This is a genomic window from Glycomyces sambucus (assembly GCF_900102815.1).
Lineage (GTDB): Bacteria > Actinomycetota > Actinomycetes > Mycobacteriales > Micromonosporaceae > Glycomyces > Glycomyces sambucus.
In genome coordinates, this window is record NZ_FNGF01000009.1 from 54,200 (window position 1) to 68,796 (window position 14,597).

10 protein-coding genes are annotated in these 14,597 nt (G+C 69.4%); 7 read left to right on the forward strand and 3 right to left on the reverse strand.

Features of this window, described 5'->3' with window-relative positions:
• Positions 1–98: 98 nt before the first annotated feature.
• The 6 genes from fdhD (at position 99) to BLS99_RS23395 (ending at position 8,846) form a co-directional block, all read left to right on the forward strand.
• The gene (fdhD, locus tag BLS99_RS23375; protein WP_091054150.1) at positions 99–920 is read left to right on the forward strand and encodes a formate dehydrogenase accessory sulfurtransferase FdhD; all 822 of its coding nucleotides are present in this window, start codon (positions 99–101) and stop codon (positions 918–920) included.
• Between the two features lie 75 nt (positions 921–995).
• Positions 996–1,520: a hypothetical protein gene (locus BLS99_RS25875; protein WP_143034928.1), complete on the forward strand. Its 525-nt coding sequence runs from the start codon at positions 996–998 to the stop codon at positions 1,518–1,520.
• Between the two features lie 322 nt (positions 1,521–1,842).
• The gene (locus BLS99_RS23380; RefSeq protein ID WP_091054151.1) at positions 1,843–2,481 is read left to right on the forward strand and encodes a hypothetical protein; all 639 of its coding nucleotides are present in this window, start codon (positions 1,843–1,845) and stop codon (positions 2,479–2,481) included.
• Positions 2,478–5,801 (forward strand): helicase HerA domain-containing protein, encoded by a 3,324-nt coding sequence (locus BLS99_RS23385; protein WP_091054152.1) that lies wholly within the window; start codon positions 2,478–2,480, stop codon positions 5,799–5,801. Before BLS99_RS23380 ends, BLS99_RS23385 begins: the two co-directional genes overlap by 4 nt.
• Positions 5,798–7,513, forward strand: coding sequence for an AIPR family protein (locus BLS99_RS23390; RefSeq protein WP_091054153.1), 1,716 nt, complete (start codon positions 5,798–5,800; stop codon positions 7,511–7,513). The genes BLS99_RS23385 and BLS99_RS23390 overlap by 4 nt, the downstream gene beginning before the upstream one ends.
• A gap of 118 nt (positions 7,514–7,631) precedes the next feature.
• Positions 7,632–8,846 carry an exonuclease domain-containing protein gene (locus BLS99_RS23395; protein ID WP_091054154.1) on the forward strand — a complete coding sequence of 405 codons (1,215 nt, stop codon included), beginning with the start codon at positions 7,632–7,634 and terminating at the stop codon, positions 8,844–8,846.
• Positions 8,847–8,862: 16 nt separating this feature from the next.
• Here the strand turns inward: BLS99_RS23395 and BLS99_RS23400 are convergent, their stop codons facing one another.
• The 3 genes from BLS99_RS23400 to BLS99_RS23410 all read right to left on the reverse strand — a co-directional run bounded on the left by BLS99_RS23400 (position 8,863) and on the right by BLS99_RS23410 (position 13,954).
• Positions 8,863–12,147 carry a leucine-rich repeat domain-containing protein gene (locus tag BLS99_RS23400; RefSeq protein ID WP_091054155.1) on the reverse strand — a complete coding sequence of 1,095 codons (3,285 nt, stop codon included), beginning with the start codon at positions 12,145–12,147 and terminating at the stop codon, positions 8,863–8,865.
• An 84-nt stretch (positions 12,148–12,231) separates the two neighbouring features.
• Positions 12,232–12,819 carry a TIGR03086 family metal-binding protein gene (locus tag BLS99_RS23405; RefSeq protein WP_091054156.1) on the reverse strand — a complete coding sequence of 196 codons (588 nt, stop codon included), beginning with the start codon at positions 12,817–12,819 and terminating at the stop codon, positions 12,232–12,234.
• A 259-nt stretch (positions 12,820–13,078) separates the two neighbouring features.
• Positions 13,079–13,954, reverse strand: coding sequence for an NAD(P)H-binding protein (locus tag BLS99_RS23410; protein WP_091054157.1), 876 nt, complete (start codon positions 13,952–13,954; stop codon positions 13,079–13,081).
• A 157-nt stretch (positions 13,955–14,111) separates the two neighbouring features.
• Between BLS99_RS23410 and BLS99_RS23415 the strand changes: the two genes are divergently transcribed.
• The gene (locus BLS99_RS23415; protein ID WP_091054158.1) at positions 14,112–14,573 is read left to right on the forward strand and encodes a MarR family transcriptional regulator; all 462 of its coding nucleotides are present in this window, start codon (positions 14,112–14,114) and stop codon (positions 14,571–14,573) included.
• Positions 14,574–14,597 lie beyond the last annotated feature (24 nt).

Consider the following 14,597-nt stretch of genomic DNA (forward strand, 5'->3'; position numbering starts at 1 on the left):
CTTGCGGCCCCGGCACCCGCCGCGCTATGCAGGCAAGTGAACCAACCGCAACCTGAAGCCAACCTAAAACCGCCTGAAGGGCATTTAAGGAACCGACCATGGGCCGCGTCACCGTCCGCCGCAAGACCACCCGCCTCGCCGCCGGCGAGCGCACCTCGCGGATCGACACCCTTGTGGTCGAGGAACCCCTGGAACTGCGCGTCGGCGGCGAATCCCTCCAGGTCACCATGCGCACCCCCGGCGACGACTTCGACCTGGCCGCCGGATTCCTCCTGTCCGAGGGCGTGATCACCAAGCCCGCCGACATCGTGAGCATGCGCTACTGCGCCGGCGTCGACGCCGACGGCGAGCAGACCTACAACCTCCTCGACATCGCCCTCGCGGGCGGTGTCGCGCCGCCCACCAAGGCCGCCAAGCGCAACTTCACCGTCACCTCCGCCTGCGGCGTCTGCGGCAAGGACAGCCTCGAAGACGTGCGCACCAAGGCGATCTGGGACCTCACCGAGGACGCGACCGTGGTCGACCCGAACGTCCTCGCCGACCTCCCGGCCCGGCTCCGCAAGTCCCAGAAGATCTTCGACAAGACCGGCGGCCTCCACGCCGCCGCCCTCTTCACCGCCGACGGCGACCTCCTCACCGCCAAGGAGGACGTCGGCCGCCACAACGCCGTCGACAAGGTCGTCGGATGGGCCCTCCAGCAGGGCCGCCTCCCCTTGCGCGGCACTGTTCTCGCCGTCTCCGGCCGGGCCTCCTTCGAACTCGTCCAGAAGGCCGTCATGGCCGGCATCCCCGTCCTCGCCTCGGTCTCGGCCCCGTCCTCCCTCGCCGCCGACCTCGCCGACGAGTCCGGCCTCACCCTCGCCGGCTTCGTCCGCGGTGACACCATGAACCTCTACACGCACGACGGCCGCGTCGCCTGAACGGCGTGTCGCCACCAGAAATTACCGCCCGGTAACTAACCTCTCCCGCAGGACGACACCTGAACGGGGGACACCATGTGCAAGCCGCAGCACCGAACCCGAGTTGTGCTGGACGAATCCGAGATCCAGCGCCGCCTGACCCGACCCAAGCCGCCCACCCTCGCCGAACGCTACGCCCAGGCCGCCACACCGGACGAACGAGACCGTTTCTACAGCAACGAGATCCGTCGGTCCGAGCCCGCGCCGCCCAGGTCCACCGGCCGACCGCCGTCCACGGTCTGGGTCACCAAGCCCATCCTGAAGACCCGCGGCTGGACCGACGCCGCCATCCGCGAGTTCCTGCCCCGGCCCGAACGCCACTACTCAAACCCGCACGTCCAAGGCCGCCGACCGATGCCCATCTGGAGCGCCCGCACCGTCGGCCGGATCGAAGCCACCGACGAATGGCGCCTCTGGCTCGCCCAATCACTCGCGCGCCGGAACACCACCCTCCGCGAGCTGGCCGAATCCATCAGAGAGCATGCATTCAGACATAGGGCGAAGACGGCGGATAGCGCCATCGCCCATTACCGGGATGCGCGATTCAAAGCGAGTCGATGAGGCGAGTCGATGAGAACGGGGCGCGGTCCGATCGGACCGCGCCCCGTTCCGCAACCTCTATAGTGTGCTGATGATGTTGCGACGATGAACGCCTGACCTGGTATCTGCCGAATATCGGATTGTACGCGGTTCGCGACACTTGCCGGTCATACATGCGTTCGATTATTGTCGTTCCGTAATTGCCCGGTCGATCAAGATCAACTTCCGTGCCGATTCTGAAAGGCTTCTTCAGCCGACTCCAGGGCTGACAAGGACTGGTCGGAACGGTATCGTGCCTGTATTCCCATCGCCTCCCCTTGCGCATGAAACGGAAACCCCTTCCATGTCCGACATTGCATTCACCGTCCCCGAACTCAATCTCCTGCTCTCCCTCGTGCACCTGCACGGGGCCGGGGACACCCATGCCTTCAAGACGGCCTTCGGCTACGACAAGGTCGAGTCCAACATGCGCGAGCCGTTGGTCGAGAAGGGCCTGGTCACCGTGGACAAGACCGTGCGGCCCTTCAGGTACGAGTTGACCGACGCCGGATGGCGGGCCGCGCGCCCCGCCCTCACCGAACCCGCGCAGACCGGGCTGAGCAAGCGCACCGCGCGCATCATCTGGGCGGTGCTGCGGGACGTCGCCACCCACATGGGCAGGACCGGCATCGAACTCGCCGACGTCTACGCGGGCCAGCCGGTGGAGGAGGTCGAACCGGAGACCCTGGGCGACCGCGTGCTCAGCGCCTACCGCGAACTGTGCGGCGAGCGGCCGGACTGGGTGCCGCTGCTCGCCCTGCGAAAGCGGCTCGGCGGCGAGGACCGGTCGGAGGTCGACAAGTCGCTCGTCGAACTCCATGCGGCACGGGAGATCGAGCTGATCCCCGAGTCCAACCGGGGGATGCTGACCGACGAGGACCGTGACGCCGCGATCTGGCTCGGAGGCGAGCACCGGCACCTGATAAGGATCGGGGAGCGATGAGCAGCGCCATCGACGCTTTGCGGATGGCTCCGAGCGACTTCGCGGTCACTCCGGACGACATCTGGGACGAGGACTCCCGCCCGCATGTGCAGGGGATCAACGAACCTGCGATGCGGGCGATCGCGACGCAGATCGAACTCGCCGAACGCAGTGCGAGAGCCAGCGTGTACGGACTGCCGATCATCGGCGAGGGCGGTCGCGGCAAGAGCCACCTTCTCGGCCAGGCGCGCATCATGGTCCAGCGGCGCGGCGGCTTCTTCGTGCGGTTCAACCTGCTCCATCTGGACCAGTTCTGGTCGAATCTGGCTGGCAGCTACCTGTACGCCCTGAACATGCCCCACCGGCGAGCCGAGACCGGTCTCGCCCACCTGCTCGAGACCTTGGCCGACCGTGCCGAGGTTCCGGACAAGGTCCGCCGCCAGATCCTCGGAGACCGCCAGCCCGAGAACGAGTCGATCTCGAGGTTCATCGAGTCGGTGCGCGGGCTCGACCCGACGCTCGCGGGCACCCGTAAGACACTGCGCGCGTTGATCATGCTCCACTCCCGCGATGAGATCACCGCGAACGCGGGAGAGGACTACCTGAACGGCGGCGAGGTGGATTTCGATCCGGAGATCGGGATGACCCGGTCCACTCCGAAGCCGCCCAGAGAGGTCGTGCGCGACCTCTCCCAGCTGATGTCGATCTGCGGTGCGACGGTGGTCGCCGTCGACCAGGTCGACGACATCGTGAGAGCCTCGATGAGCGGTGCGGTCGAGAAGCACCGGGAGAGCGCGGGCCAGCTCCTCGACATGCTCGGGATCAACCTCATCGACGTGCGGGACGAGACTCGAAGGACGACGGTGTTCCTCGCGTGCCTCTCGAACACCTGGCGGGAGTTCGGAAGGCACACGACCGCGACGATCGTGCAGCGGTTCGAGGCGCCCATCCATCTCGACGACTCGCTCCCGAGCGGGGAGGTCGCGGCCGCACTCCTCGCCGAAGTGCTCAAGCCGGTTTACCGGGACTCCGGGTACGAACCGCCGTATCCGAGCTACCCGTTCCCCGTGGAGCGACTCGAACAAGCGGTGAGCTTCAGCCCGCGCCACCTGCTCCGGGCGGCCAGCCTGCACCTTCGGACGTGTGTCGCCGCAGGAGTCGTGACCGAGATCGAGCGGCTCGACATCATCGACGTGCCCCTGCTCCCGCCACCGGTTGCGGCGGCGACCGAGGAGTTCGGCGAGATCGATGAGCGGTTCGCGAGGTATCGGGCGGCGGAGACGGTCGAAAGCGGCGCCGGAGTCGAGGCGGAGTACCGGGTGCTGCGCCCCTACCTCGGTGCGGGGCTGAACGCGTATCGGGTCGAGTCCGGTCGCGATGCGGAGCAGTTCGTCGTACAGCAGTCGGTGGGACCCAAGCAGGGCTACCACGTCGAAGTCCGGGACAAGAGCGGTGCCAGGGCACGGCGGTGGGTGTTCCGAGCGATCGGCACCGACCAGGGTGCGGCGGTGCTGCACCGGGTGCGCCAACTCTACAACTGGGCGAAACTCGGCGAGGACAACCCGATCGAGGAGGACCACGGTGTGCTCTGGGTGACGGCCCGACGCGACCGGTGGCGGAACTGGACCCCTGGGACCCAGGTATGGGAGTGGGTCGAACGGTTCGGCGGCGCCGGCATGGAGATCCTGACCTCCGAAGAGGACTTCAAGACCTTCGGAGCCCTGCACCGGATGGAGACCGAGCGAGTGCCGGGCTACGAGCCCTGGCTGCGCAGTCGACGCCCCGCCTCCCGGACCAACCTGATGCAGGCGGTCTTCGGTCCGCCGCCCGAGACGACGGCCGGACCCCGTGGGCCGGTGACGCCGTCCCAGACCGGTCCGGTCGTGCAGGGGAAGCACGACAGCGCCTTCAGCTCGGCGAGCGACCCCAGGTTCCTCGACATCCCACTGCCGCACGCCGTCGCGAAGGCGACCGCTCGCGGCGGGAACGTCAATGTCGGGGCCGTCGGCGACGGGGCCGTCAGCCATGTCGGCTCGATCGGGGAGTCGGCCAAAGGCCAGGTGAGCATGGCGGAGGTGATGTCCCACCACCCCGAGCCGCACGCCCCGGCGATCGGCCGGCGCGAGGACGAGCGGTCCGTCCACGCCGACCTCGCGGCGATGGCCAAGCACACCGTGGTCTTCGCAGGTTCGGGATCGGGCAAGACCGTGCTGCTGCGGCGGATCATCGAGGCCGCTGCGCTGCAAGGCGTCTCGGCTATCGTGCTCGACCCGAACAACGACCTGTCCCGGCTGGGCCAGGCATGGCCGACCCCGCCGGAGCACTGGCTCGACGGGGACGGCGCCTGGGCCGACGCGTACGCCGACGCGGTCGAGGTCGTCGTCTGGACCCCCGGCCGCAGCCGCGGCAGGCCGTTGAGCTTCCAGCCGCTGCCCGACTTCTCCGCCGTCGCGAGCGATCCCGACGAGTTCGAGATCGCCGTCGACACCGCCGTCAATTCACTGGTCCCGCGGGCGCGCATCGGGAAGGCCACCCCGAAGGACGACCATTCGAAGGCCGTCCTGAAGCAGGCGCTGGCCGCCTACGCCCGCGACGGCAGCTCCGACTTCGAGGGCTTCCTGCTGTACCTGGAGGACCTCCCCGACGAGGTCAGCTCCATCGGGAAGGCCGCCGACATCGCCGCGAAGATCGCCTCCACGCTCCGCGCGGCCGTCATCAACGACCGCGTGTTCGCCGGTGCGGGGAGTCCGCTCGACCCGAGCGTGCTGCTGACGCCCTCCTCCGGCAGGAAGGCCCGCGTGTCGGTCGTCAACTTCATCGGCCTGCCTACCGAGGAGCAGCGGCAGGGCTTCGTGAACCAGCTCGAACTGGCGCTGTTCTCCTGGGCCAAAAGGCATCCGGCGGTCGACCGGCCGCTGTCGGGGCTGCTGGTGCTCGACGAGGCGCAGACGCTGGCGCCGTCGAGCGGCCCGTCGCTGTGCCTGGACTCGACGCTCGCGCTGGCGTCGCAGGCTCGGAAGTACGGGCTGGGGATGCTGTTCGCGACCCAGGCGCCGAAGGGCGTCCACAACCGGATCGTGGGCAACTGCGCGACGCACTGGTACGGGCGCATCAACGCGCCGTCGCAGATCGCGGCGGCGAACGAGGTGGCGCAGAGCAGGGGCGGGACCTCGGTGGACCTGGCGCGGCTGTCCGCCGGCCAGTTCTACCTGGCCGCCGACGGCAGGCCGACCGAGCGGGTCGACGTGCCGATGTGCCTGACGTACCACCCGCCGACCGCGCCCACGGTGGAGGAGATCCTGGCCGCCGTGGGGTCGACCGGTGAGGAGCCGGGCGAGTGAACGAGATCATCCGCGAGCGGATCGCGGCGTTCCGGGAGAAGGCGGAGCTGCCCGAGCTGGACGACGCGAAGCTGTTCGAGGCGTTTGCCGCGCACTGCGTGCTGCACCAGTTCCACGAGGACGAGTTCAACGCCGGGCAGCACCGCACCGGCGGCGGCAACGACCTGGGTGTGGACGCGTGGGGGATCGTGGTCAACGGCGACCTCTACTCCGACCTCGACGGCGTCAAGGGCGCGGTCGAGTCGAGCCGCGAGATGAACGTGGTCGTGATCGTGGTGCAGGCCAAGCAGAGCGCGAACTACGAGGGCAAGGTCGTGGCCGACCTGGCCGACAACCTGCGCCAGATCTGCGGCCGCGCGCCGATCGCGTACACGGCGTCGCCGGAGATCCGCGAGCTGCACGAGGCGCTCGGCCTGGTCTACGACCACCACCAGAAGCTCACCGAGAACAGCCCGCGGCTGGAGGCCCGCTACGTCCACTGCGGCGAGGAGGCCAACGCCGACCTGGAGCGGAAGTGCCGGTCGGCCGAGGACGCGCTGGACGAGCTCGGGCGGTTCCACTCGATCCGGTTCGAGGCGGTCGGGTGGCGGCGGCTGAGCCAGCTCTACCAGCGGTCGCAGCGGAAGATCAACGTCGCGTTCGAGTGGCCGAGCAAGGTCGCCATCCCCGCGATCGCGGGGGTGAAGGAGGCGTGGATGGGGACGATCCCGGCGTCGGTGTTCGTCGAGCGGCTGCTGGTGGACGAGGGCGGCAGCATCCGCAAGTTCCTGTTCGAGGACAACATCAGGGACTTCCAGGGCGAGTCGAACGAGGTCAACAGCGGGATCGCGGAGACGCTCGCCGACCCCGCCAGGCGCAAGCGCTTCGTGGTGCTCAACAACGGGATCACGGTCCTGGCCCGGAGCTTCGACATCTCCGGTTCCGAGTGCCACATGAGCGACTTCCAGATCGTGAACGGCTGCCAGACCGGGCACGTGCTGTTCGCGCACCGGGAGCAGCTCGCCGACGTCCACCTGAAGCTGACGGTGATCGAGACCGAGGACGAGGTGATGTCGGACGCCATCACCGTGGCCACGAACCGCCAGACGCAGATCCCGGCCGAGGACCTGCGGTCCAACCGGCAGATCCATCGCGAGATCGAGGAGTTCTTCCAGACCGGGCACGCTCCCCGCGACCTGTACTACGAGCGCCGCAGCGGCCAGTACGACGCGCGCTCGGTGACGATGACGCGGGTGGTGAAGCAGAACCAGCTCGTCCAGGCGTACGCGTCGGTGTTCCGCGGGCAGGCGCACGAGGCGACGCGCCCCGCGAAGCTGCGGCGGGACCCGGCGGTGCGGATCTTCCACCCCGAGGGCCACGCCGTCGCGTACTACACCGCCGCTTCGATCTGGTACCAGGTGGAGTGGCTGTTCCGCAACAACCGGGTCGAGGGCCGGTGGCGCCCGGCGCGGTTCATGCTCATGGCCGCGGTGGTGGCTCGGTTCTCGGGCGGCGCGGCGCTCCCGGCGGGGCGCGCGAAGGCCGAGCGGTTCTGCGAGGGGCTGCTGGCCCAAATCTGGAACCGCGACGAGGTGGAGCGGCTGGTCAGCCTGATGGTCGGGCGCCTGGAGGCGATGGCCGAGGCGGACCCGTCGACGCAGCGGCTCAGCGACCTGGTGCGGACCAAGGGGTTCACCGAGCGGTTCCTGAAGGAGGCCGCGGGGGTCGAATAGTCCATGTTGCGGCGACGGTTCGGGTTGCTTAGGGTGGAGGTTCGCCTGAACGGGGGAGCCGCGGCACCGCGGCGACCGCTACATTGGGTCCCTGCTCCGTGACCCACCGGGAGGCGCGATGTACGCGGTCATCGACGTGGAGACGACCGGCCTGTTCAACCGGGACCGGATCGTCGAGATCGCGATCGCCCAGCTCGACGAGGACGGCCGCGTGACCGCCTCCTGGGAGACGCTCGTCAACCCCCGGCGCGACCTCGGACCCCAAGAGCTGCACGGGGTCCGCGCGGCCGACGTGCGCAAGGCGCCCACGTTCGACCGGATCGCCGGAGACGTGGTTGAACTGCTCCGCGGCCGCGTACCGGTCGCCCACAACCTCGCGTTCGACAGCCGCCTCCTCGCACACGAGTACCGCCGCATGGGATGCGAGATCCCCGACCTCGGGCACTTCGGCGTCTGCACGATGCAGTGGGCCGACCACTTCCTGCCCGAGGCCGGGCGCTCCCTCGCCGACTGCTGCCTGGCCGGCGGCATCGCCAACGACCGGCCGCACGAGGCCATGTCCGATGTGCTCGCCACCGCCGAACTGCTCGCCCTGTACCTCAACAGCATGGGGCCGGTGCCGCTGTGGCACGACCGCGGCCTGCCCCCGGCCCTGGCGGTGTGGCCCGCGATCCCGGCGTGGGCGACGCCGCCGGTGCGCCGCGGCGCGGGCGCCGCGGACGGCGGCGAGTTCCTGGCGCGGCTGGTCGCCCACCTCCCGCGCGTCCCCGACCCGCCCCAGGCCGACCTGTACCTCGCCCTCCTCGACCGGGCCCTGGTCGACCGGCACATCTCCGCCACCGAGGCCGACGAACTCGTGGCGCTCGCGGCCGGCCTCGGCATCGACCGCGCTGCGGCGCTCGCACTCCACCGCGGCTACCTGCGGTCATTGGCGGGCGCCGCGCTGGCCGACGGCGTGCTCTCCGGCGCCGAACGCGACGACCTCGCACGGGTCGCCGACCTGCTCTCGCTGCCTCCGGAGGCGGTCGCCGAAGCGCTCTCCGGCGACGCCGCGCCCGTCCCGGCCGGGGGCGGCTTCCGCCTGAAGCGCGGCGACATCGCGGTCCTCACCGGCGCCTTCGCGGAGTCGAAGTCCTTCTGGGCCGCCCGCCTCGAGTCCGCGGGCCTGGAGGTGGCGGCGACGGTCACGAAGAAGACGTCCCTCGTGGTCGCCGCCGACCCGGACTCCATGTCGGGCAAGGCGTCCAAGGCCCGCCAGTACGGCATCCCGGTCATCGGCGCCGACTCGGTCGACGCGGTCCTGGCGCGCATGGCCCCGAGATCGCGGGTCTAGATCCGGACCGGCCGCCTCACTTCACATACAGGCCCGCGAACTCCTCGTGGACCCAGCGGACCCGGTCGCGGTCGAGGACCCGGACCAATCCCGCGAAATCGGGGTCCTGCTGCTTCAGCATCGTGTGCAGGAGGTGGATCTGGCGGCGAGTCCGATGGTCGAATCCGGTCGCTTCGAAGGCCGGATCGGTACCGGTGCCGTCGGCCAGTTCGGTGGCGCTCGAGGCGAGCTCCTTGGCGCCGAGCGCGGCCAGCGCGGCCTCGTTCTCGATGCCCTGCCAAACCGTCGCCTCAAGTCCTTCCTTCGCACCGACGGGTACGAAGTCGGCTCCCAGCCGAAGCAGTCTCGCCGTGAGGTTGATCCACGGTCGGGCTCGGACCAGCCAGTCCCTGTCGATGTCGAGCGTGTAGACGCCTTTGCCCGGGTCGTCGCAGAGCCGGTGCACCGGCCGCTTCGAATGCTCGCAGTAGAGGACCACCCGGATGCGGTGCTGCACCAGACCTCTGACCCGCGGACCCGACCCGATCCGCTCCACCGTGAACAGCCGGGGACCTTCCATGCCCTCGTCGGCGAGCAGCCTGAACCCCTGCTCGAACTGCTCTTCGAGCCGGGTCGTCACCTCCGTGACCACGCGGTTCATCGCAGCGCTGACGTGCGACCGCGTCGCCGAACCCTGCTCCTGGACCCCATGCCGGAACGAGTCGACGTCGGACTCGAAGGATTCGAGCAGTGCCTGGATGCGGTCGAGCTGGGTCTGGATGCCCGCCTCGATCTCACCGTCGGACTGCGGTCGGGAGGCGGTGATCGCTCCCAGTTCGCCGATCAGCGCGTCGAGGGACACCATCCGGTTGCATCGGCTGCAGGCGGCGCCGGCATGGCCCTCGGCCTTGAACGACTGGAGCCGTTCGAGCTCGAACCACATCGATCCCGTCGCCGCGGGATCCGGAGCGGAGCAGACGGAGCCGCACGGGATCAGCGTCGTTCGCGAGAGGCCCTTCCAGGCGCTCAGGTAGTTGCAGACGTCGTCTGCGATCAGTTTGCACAGGTACGTGGGATAGGCCGCTTTGACGGTCACCTTCAGCCGCTCGTCCTCGATCCGCATCAGCGCCCTGCCGTGGTTGCCGTTGTCGAGGACCATCCCCGCGGCCCAGTGGACGCCGGGGCCGGAGTCCCCGCGGCGGAGGGCGAACCGATGGAACCAGGAGATCAATCGGAACATGAGTCCCTCGGGTATCACCGGGCGGTCGTTCGCGTCGCGGAACTCGATGACGTACGACTGCTCCGGAAGCGCCGTGCCGTATCGCTCCCAGTCCCGCAGATCGGGTTCCGCCGTGGGCACGAGCCGGGTGATGAGGCTGGACGGGCCGCTCCGGGAGTCGTTGACGGAGTACGCGATGTGGAACCTGTGCATGAGCCGGATCAACGCGGGGTGGAGATGCGCCGGATAGCGCTCGTCCTCGGGCCGCCCCGGGTCGTTCCACAGATGCGTGAGCCGGTCGTGGGAGACCAGGCCGTTCCGGTCCCGGGTCTGAGGGTCGTTCAAGGCCAGGCTGACCGCGCGGCTGAGCCAGTCCCCCTTGAGGACCACGAGGTCTTCGAGCCCTGCGACATCGGGGAAGTGGCACCAGTGCCCGAGTTGCGTGGCCACCAACGCGAGTGACCGCGCCGACGCGTCGTCGAGCCCGTGGGCGGAGGCGCGGCTGAGGTAGTCGGCGATCTCAAGGTGGGTCCTGCCTTCCGCGTTGAGCCGGTCCAGGAGCGTCCGCCAGCGCGTCGGCAGGCGCCGCTCCACATGGGGGAGGCGGGAAGCGGTGTCGGTGAGAGCCGAGCGCAGGCCCGCGACACCGCGGCCGGTTCGGCTGTCGATGCGGTGGAACCCTTCGATGCTGACACCGGAATCGCGTTCCAGGCGCGCCGTGTCGAGGTCGCCGAGGTGATCGTGCGCGTCGGCGTGCGTGGCGACGATGAGGAGGCGCGCGTCGCCGCCCACGCGCTGGCGGACCAGGTTCACCCAGTACTCGACGGCCCCCTGCGCGGCCCCGCGGCGCGGGTTCCACGCGATGACGTAGATCGCCGGCGAGGTGAAGAACAGGTGGTGGAAGGGGCGGTTGGTCGACTGGCCCCCGAAGTCCCAGGCATTGAGCGTCAGGGACCTTCCGGCACTGTCGGTGAGGCGGAGCGGCTTGACTTCGAGCCCGTGTGTGAGCGGGCGCTTCTCGACGAAGGGCTCTCCGCGCATGGCCGCGAGGAGCGAGGACTTGCCGACCTCGCCCTCGCCGAGGACGACGAGTTTCGCCTCGCGGACGGCGACGGTGTCGATCTCCCGCTCACGGAGGTAGGCCATGACCGACTCGATGCCCTGCGCGCTCGCGGCCTGTATCTCGGGCGGCAGGTCGTTGCCCTCGAGGTTGAGCGCCAGCAGCGCGGTGGCATGGGACAGGCTCGGCGGAATGTCGGTGAGGCGGTTGCCGTGGAGGTTGAGCGCGACGAGGTTCTTCAACTGGCCCAGGCTGTCGGGGAGTCGAACCAGGTGGTTGTCGCTGAGGTCGAGGTGGGCCAGGCGGTGGAACCGACGGACGTCGGCGGGAATCTCCTTGAGGAGGTTGTCATAGAGGTCGAGGCGGGTGAGGTGCTCGAGGTCGAACAGGGTCGCCCGGAGCCGCTGGATCAGATTGTGGCTGAGGTCGAGATGTGTCAGCCGCTGCAGCGCGCCGAGCGTCCGGGGGATCTCCCGGAGGAGGTTGCCGCTGGCGCTCAACCTCGTCAGCCCGGTGCATTCGCCGATGGGGTCGGGAAGGGCTGCCAGTCGGTTGCTCCCGAGGTCGAGGTCGGTCAGGCACTTCAGCCGTGCGATCCCGGCAGGGAGTTCGGCGAGTTCGTTCCCGAAGACGTCGAGGAAGCTGAGCGCGGTGAGACCGAAGAGGAACTCGGGGAGCTCCTTGATGCGGTTGCCGCCGAGAACGAGCCGTTCCAGCCTGGTGAGGCGACCGATCGGTTCGGGGAGAGCGGTGAGGTGGTTGCTGTGGAGCTGCAGTCTGACGAGGCTTCGCAACTCGCCGAGTTCGCGGGGGAGATCCGTGAGCTCGTTGCTCTGGAGATTGAGGCTTCGCAGATCGCGGAACACGCCGATGAACGCCGGGAGTTCGGCGATCCGATTGAAACTGAGATCGAGTTCGACGAGGCCCGGGAGTTCTCGAAGCCGCTCGGGAATTCCGGTGAGTTCGAGCCTGGACAGGTCGAGCCTCGTGGCACCGGTTCGCATGGCCTGATCGATCAGGAAGCGCGCTCGTTCGTCCGACACGGCAAGGCTCCTTCGACGCAGAGCGGGATGAATGTGAGTCTAAGTTCGAACCGCCACTCATCCCGCCCCGGAGTGTGCCTTCGCTCAAGCGCTCCAGCGAGGGTCGCGGCCGGTGAGGGCGATGAGGCGGTCTTGTGCGGTGGCGTCGGAGGAGGGCTCGACGGGCGGGGCGTAGATGCCTTCGCGGGCGGACTGGTCGTCGGCGTCCTGGCCGACGAAGGCGGTGAGGAGGTCGACGGTGGCGGGGTCGAGTTCGTAGGGCTGGCCGGTGGCCGTGGCGAGGTCCCAGCCGTGGACGGCGACCTCGTTGAGGGCGACGAGGCCCATGATCGCGGCGGGGAAGGTCACGCCGCCGGCGGTGGCGTCGCCCTCCCAGGCTTCGGGGGCGGTCCAGGCGTCGGCGAGGACCTGGAAGCGGGCTTCGAGGAGCGGGCGCCAGTCGTGCGGGGGCGTGGGGGAGGGGGCCGCGGGCGGGGCGTCGTTGTGCGGGCCGTGCTCGCCGCGGGCAGCGGCGGTGAAGGCCAGGGCGAGGCCGAGCATGTGGTCGAGCAGGTGGCCCACGGTGTAGTGCTCGCAGGGGGTGGGCGCGGCGAGCTGCCCGTCGTCCACCCCCGCGATCAGGCCGATCACCAGGTCGGTCACGGTCTTGAAGTCGGCTTCGGTCCCGGTCATGCGCGTTCGCTCCTCGTCTCGATGTGGCTGTGGATGTCGAGACGACGCGGGCGGTGCCGATTCATCGGTGCGACGCGAAGTGCCGGGGCCGGAACGCGAGCGTTCCGGCCCCGGCTTCTGGGGAGGAGGGTCTTCCGAGGAAGAACGAGTTCAGGGACGATTCGCAGACATTGAATTGAATCGATATAACCTGTGTCAGCATATCCGGTGCGCGGTGGCATCGCAATGCCTCGTTCGGATTCGGGGCCGGGTGGCCCGGTCAGCGCTGGAACTGCGCGCGCTCGTCCTTGAGCCACTGAGCCAGCGTGCGGGGCGGGCGGCCCAGGACCCGTTCGACGTTGTTGTTGATCGTGGCGGGGGTGGTGCCGAGGTTGGCGGCCACACCGAGGAGGGAGTCGAACATGGCCTCGGGGAACCAGTCGGGGCGGGCGGCGAGGGCCTGTTCGCGGGTGAGTTCGACGAGGTCGATCGGCGTGCCCAGCTCGGCGGACACGGCGGCGACCACTTCGCGCTGGCTCAGCGATTCGGGACCGGTGATGACGAGGCTGCGGCCCCGGAAGCGGTCGCGGGTCAGGAGGTCGGCGGCCACCTCGGCGACGTCATCGAGGTGGATCGGGTTGATCCTCCACTCGGGGAAGGCGACCGACACGGCGCCGGCGCGGATCTGTTCGCCCCAGTCGCGGAAGACGTTGCTGCCCAGCCAGGACGGGTACAGGACCGTGTGGGACAGCCCCGAGTCGCGCACCGCTCCCTCGATCGCCCGGTGCGCCTCGCCGATCGGCCCGGCGTGCTCGACCGGGTCGTACGCGGCGGGGGAGGAGAGCAGCACCGCGTGCCCGACTCCGGCCTTCACTGCGGCGTTGAGGAAGCCGCTGATGTCGCCGAAGGTCGGGTAGAGGAACACCGCGCTGACGCCGTCGAGCGCGGCCTCCGCACCGGACGGGTCGGTGAGGTCGAGTGGAACCGCTTCGGCCCCTTCGGGAACGGTGACGCCGGCGAGATCGCGGCCGGAGACGCGCACCGCGTGCCCGGCGGCGGCGAGGACCGCCGCCACGCGTGAACCGATGTTGCCGCGTGCGCCGGTGACGAGGATTCGATCACGGGGGTTGCCGGTCGGGTCGTCGAGGTCAGACATGGGTGTCGCTCCTGGTTTCGGTGAACGGTTTCGGATGAACGGTTTCGGGTGCGCGAGGGCCGGGCGCGGGGTGCGCCCTCGGGTAGCATGGCGTTGGAACCTATTTGCTTTGAAAGCAAAGAATATTTGTCTGCAAAGATAACTCGGAGGCGTGCCCGTGTCAACCCGTGACGGCGTCGACGACTCGATCCGCGAGCTCCTGCTGCTCATGCCCCGCATGGTCGGCCGCGCCAAGCGCCTCCCGGTGCCCGAGCGCGTCCGCTCGCTCGAACTGAGTCCGCGCCACCTCTCGCTCCTCGCGCTCCTGCTCTTCGACGGCCCCGCCACCGTCAACGACCTGGCCGCGCGCCTGGAGGTCGCCCCCACCACGGTCAGCCTCATGGTCGGCGACCTCAGCCGCAAGCAGGTCCTGGAACGCCGCGAGGACGACACCGACCGGCGCCGCCGCATCGTCTCCATCACCGCCGAGATGCGGCCCGAGATCGAGGAGTGGCTGGCAGGGAGCGCCTCCGCCTGGCGGACTGCCCTGGCGCCCTTGAGCAGTGCGGAGCGGCGCGTCTTCGTCGACACGCTCCTGGCCTACGAGCGCGCACTGGACGCCGAGGCCGCCGCCAACTGAGGCCGGTCCACCAGCCGGTGCGTG

What these genes read in the sequence shown, in the direction of transcription:
- fdhD (WP_091054150.1), top strand. Translation starts at nt 99, where the DNA reads ATGGGCCGCGTCACCGTCCGCCGCAAGACCACCCGCCTCGCCGCCGGC.
- BLS99_RS25875 (WP_143034928.1), top strand. Translation starts at nt 996, where the DNA reads ATGTGCAAGCCGCAGCACCGAACCCGAGTTGTGCTGGACGAATCCGAG.
- BLS99_RS23380 (WP_091054151.1), top strand. Translation starts at nt 1,843, where the DNA reads ATGTCCGACATTGCATTCACCGTCCCCGAACTCAATCTCCTGCTCTCC.
- BLS99_RS23385 (WP_091054152.1), top strand. Translation starts at nt 2,478, where the DNA reads ATGAGCAGCGCCATCGACGCTTTGCGGATGGCTCCGAGCGACTTCGCG.
- BLS99_RS23395 (WP_091054154.1), top strand. Translation starts at nt 7,632, where the DNA reads ATGTACGCGGTCATCGACGTGGAGACGACCGGCCTGTTCAACCGGGAC.
- BLS99_RS23405 (WP_091054156.1), bottom strand. Translation starts at nt 12,819, where the DNA reads ATGACCGGGACCGAAGCCGACTTCAAGACCGTGACCGACCTGGTGATC.
- BLS99_RS23410 (WP_091054157.1), bottom strand. Translation starts at nt 13,954, where the DNA reads ATGTCTGACCTCGACGACCCGACCGGCAACCCCCGTGATCGAATCCTC.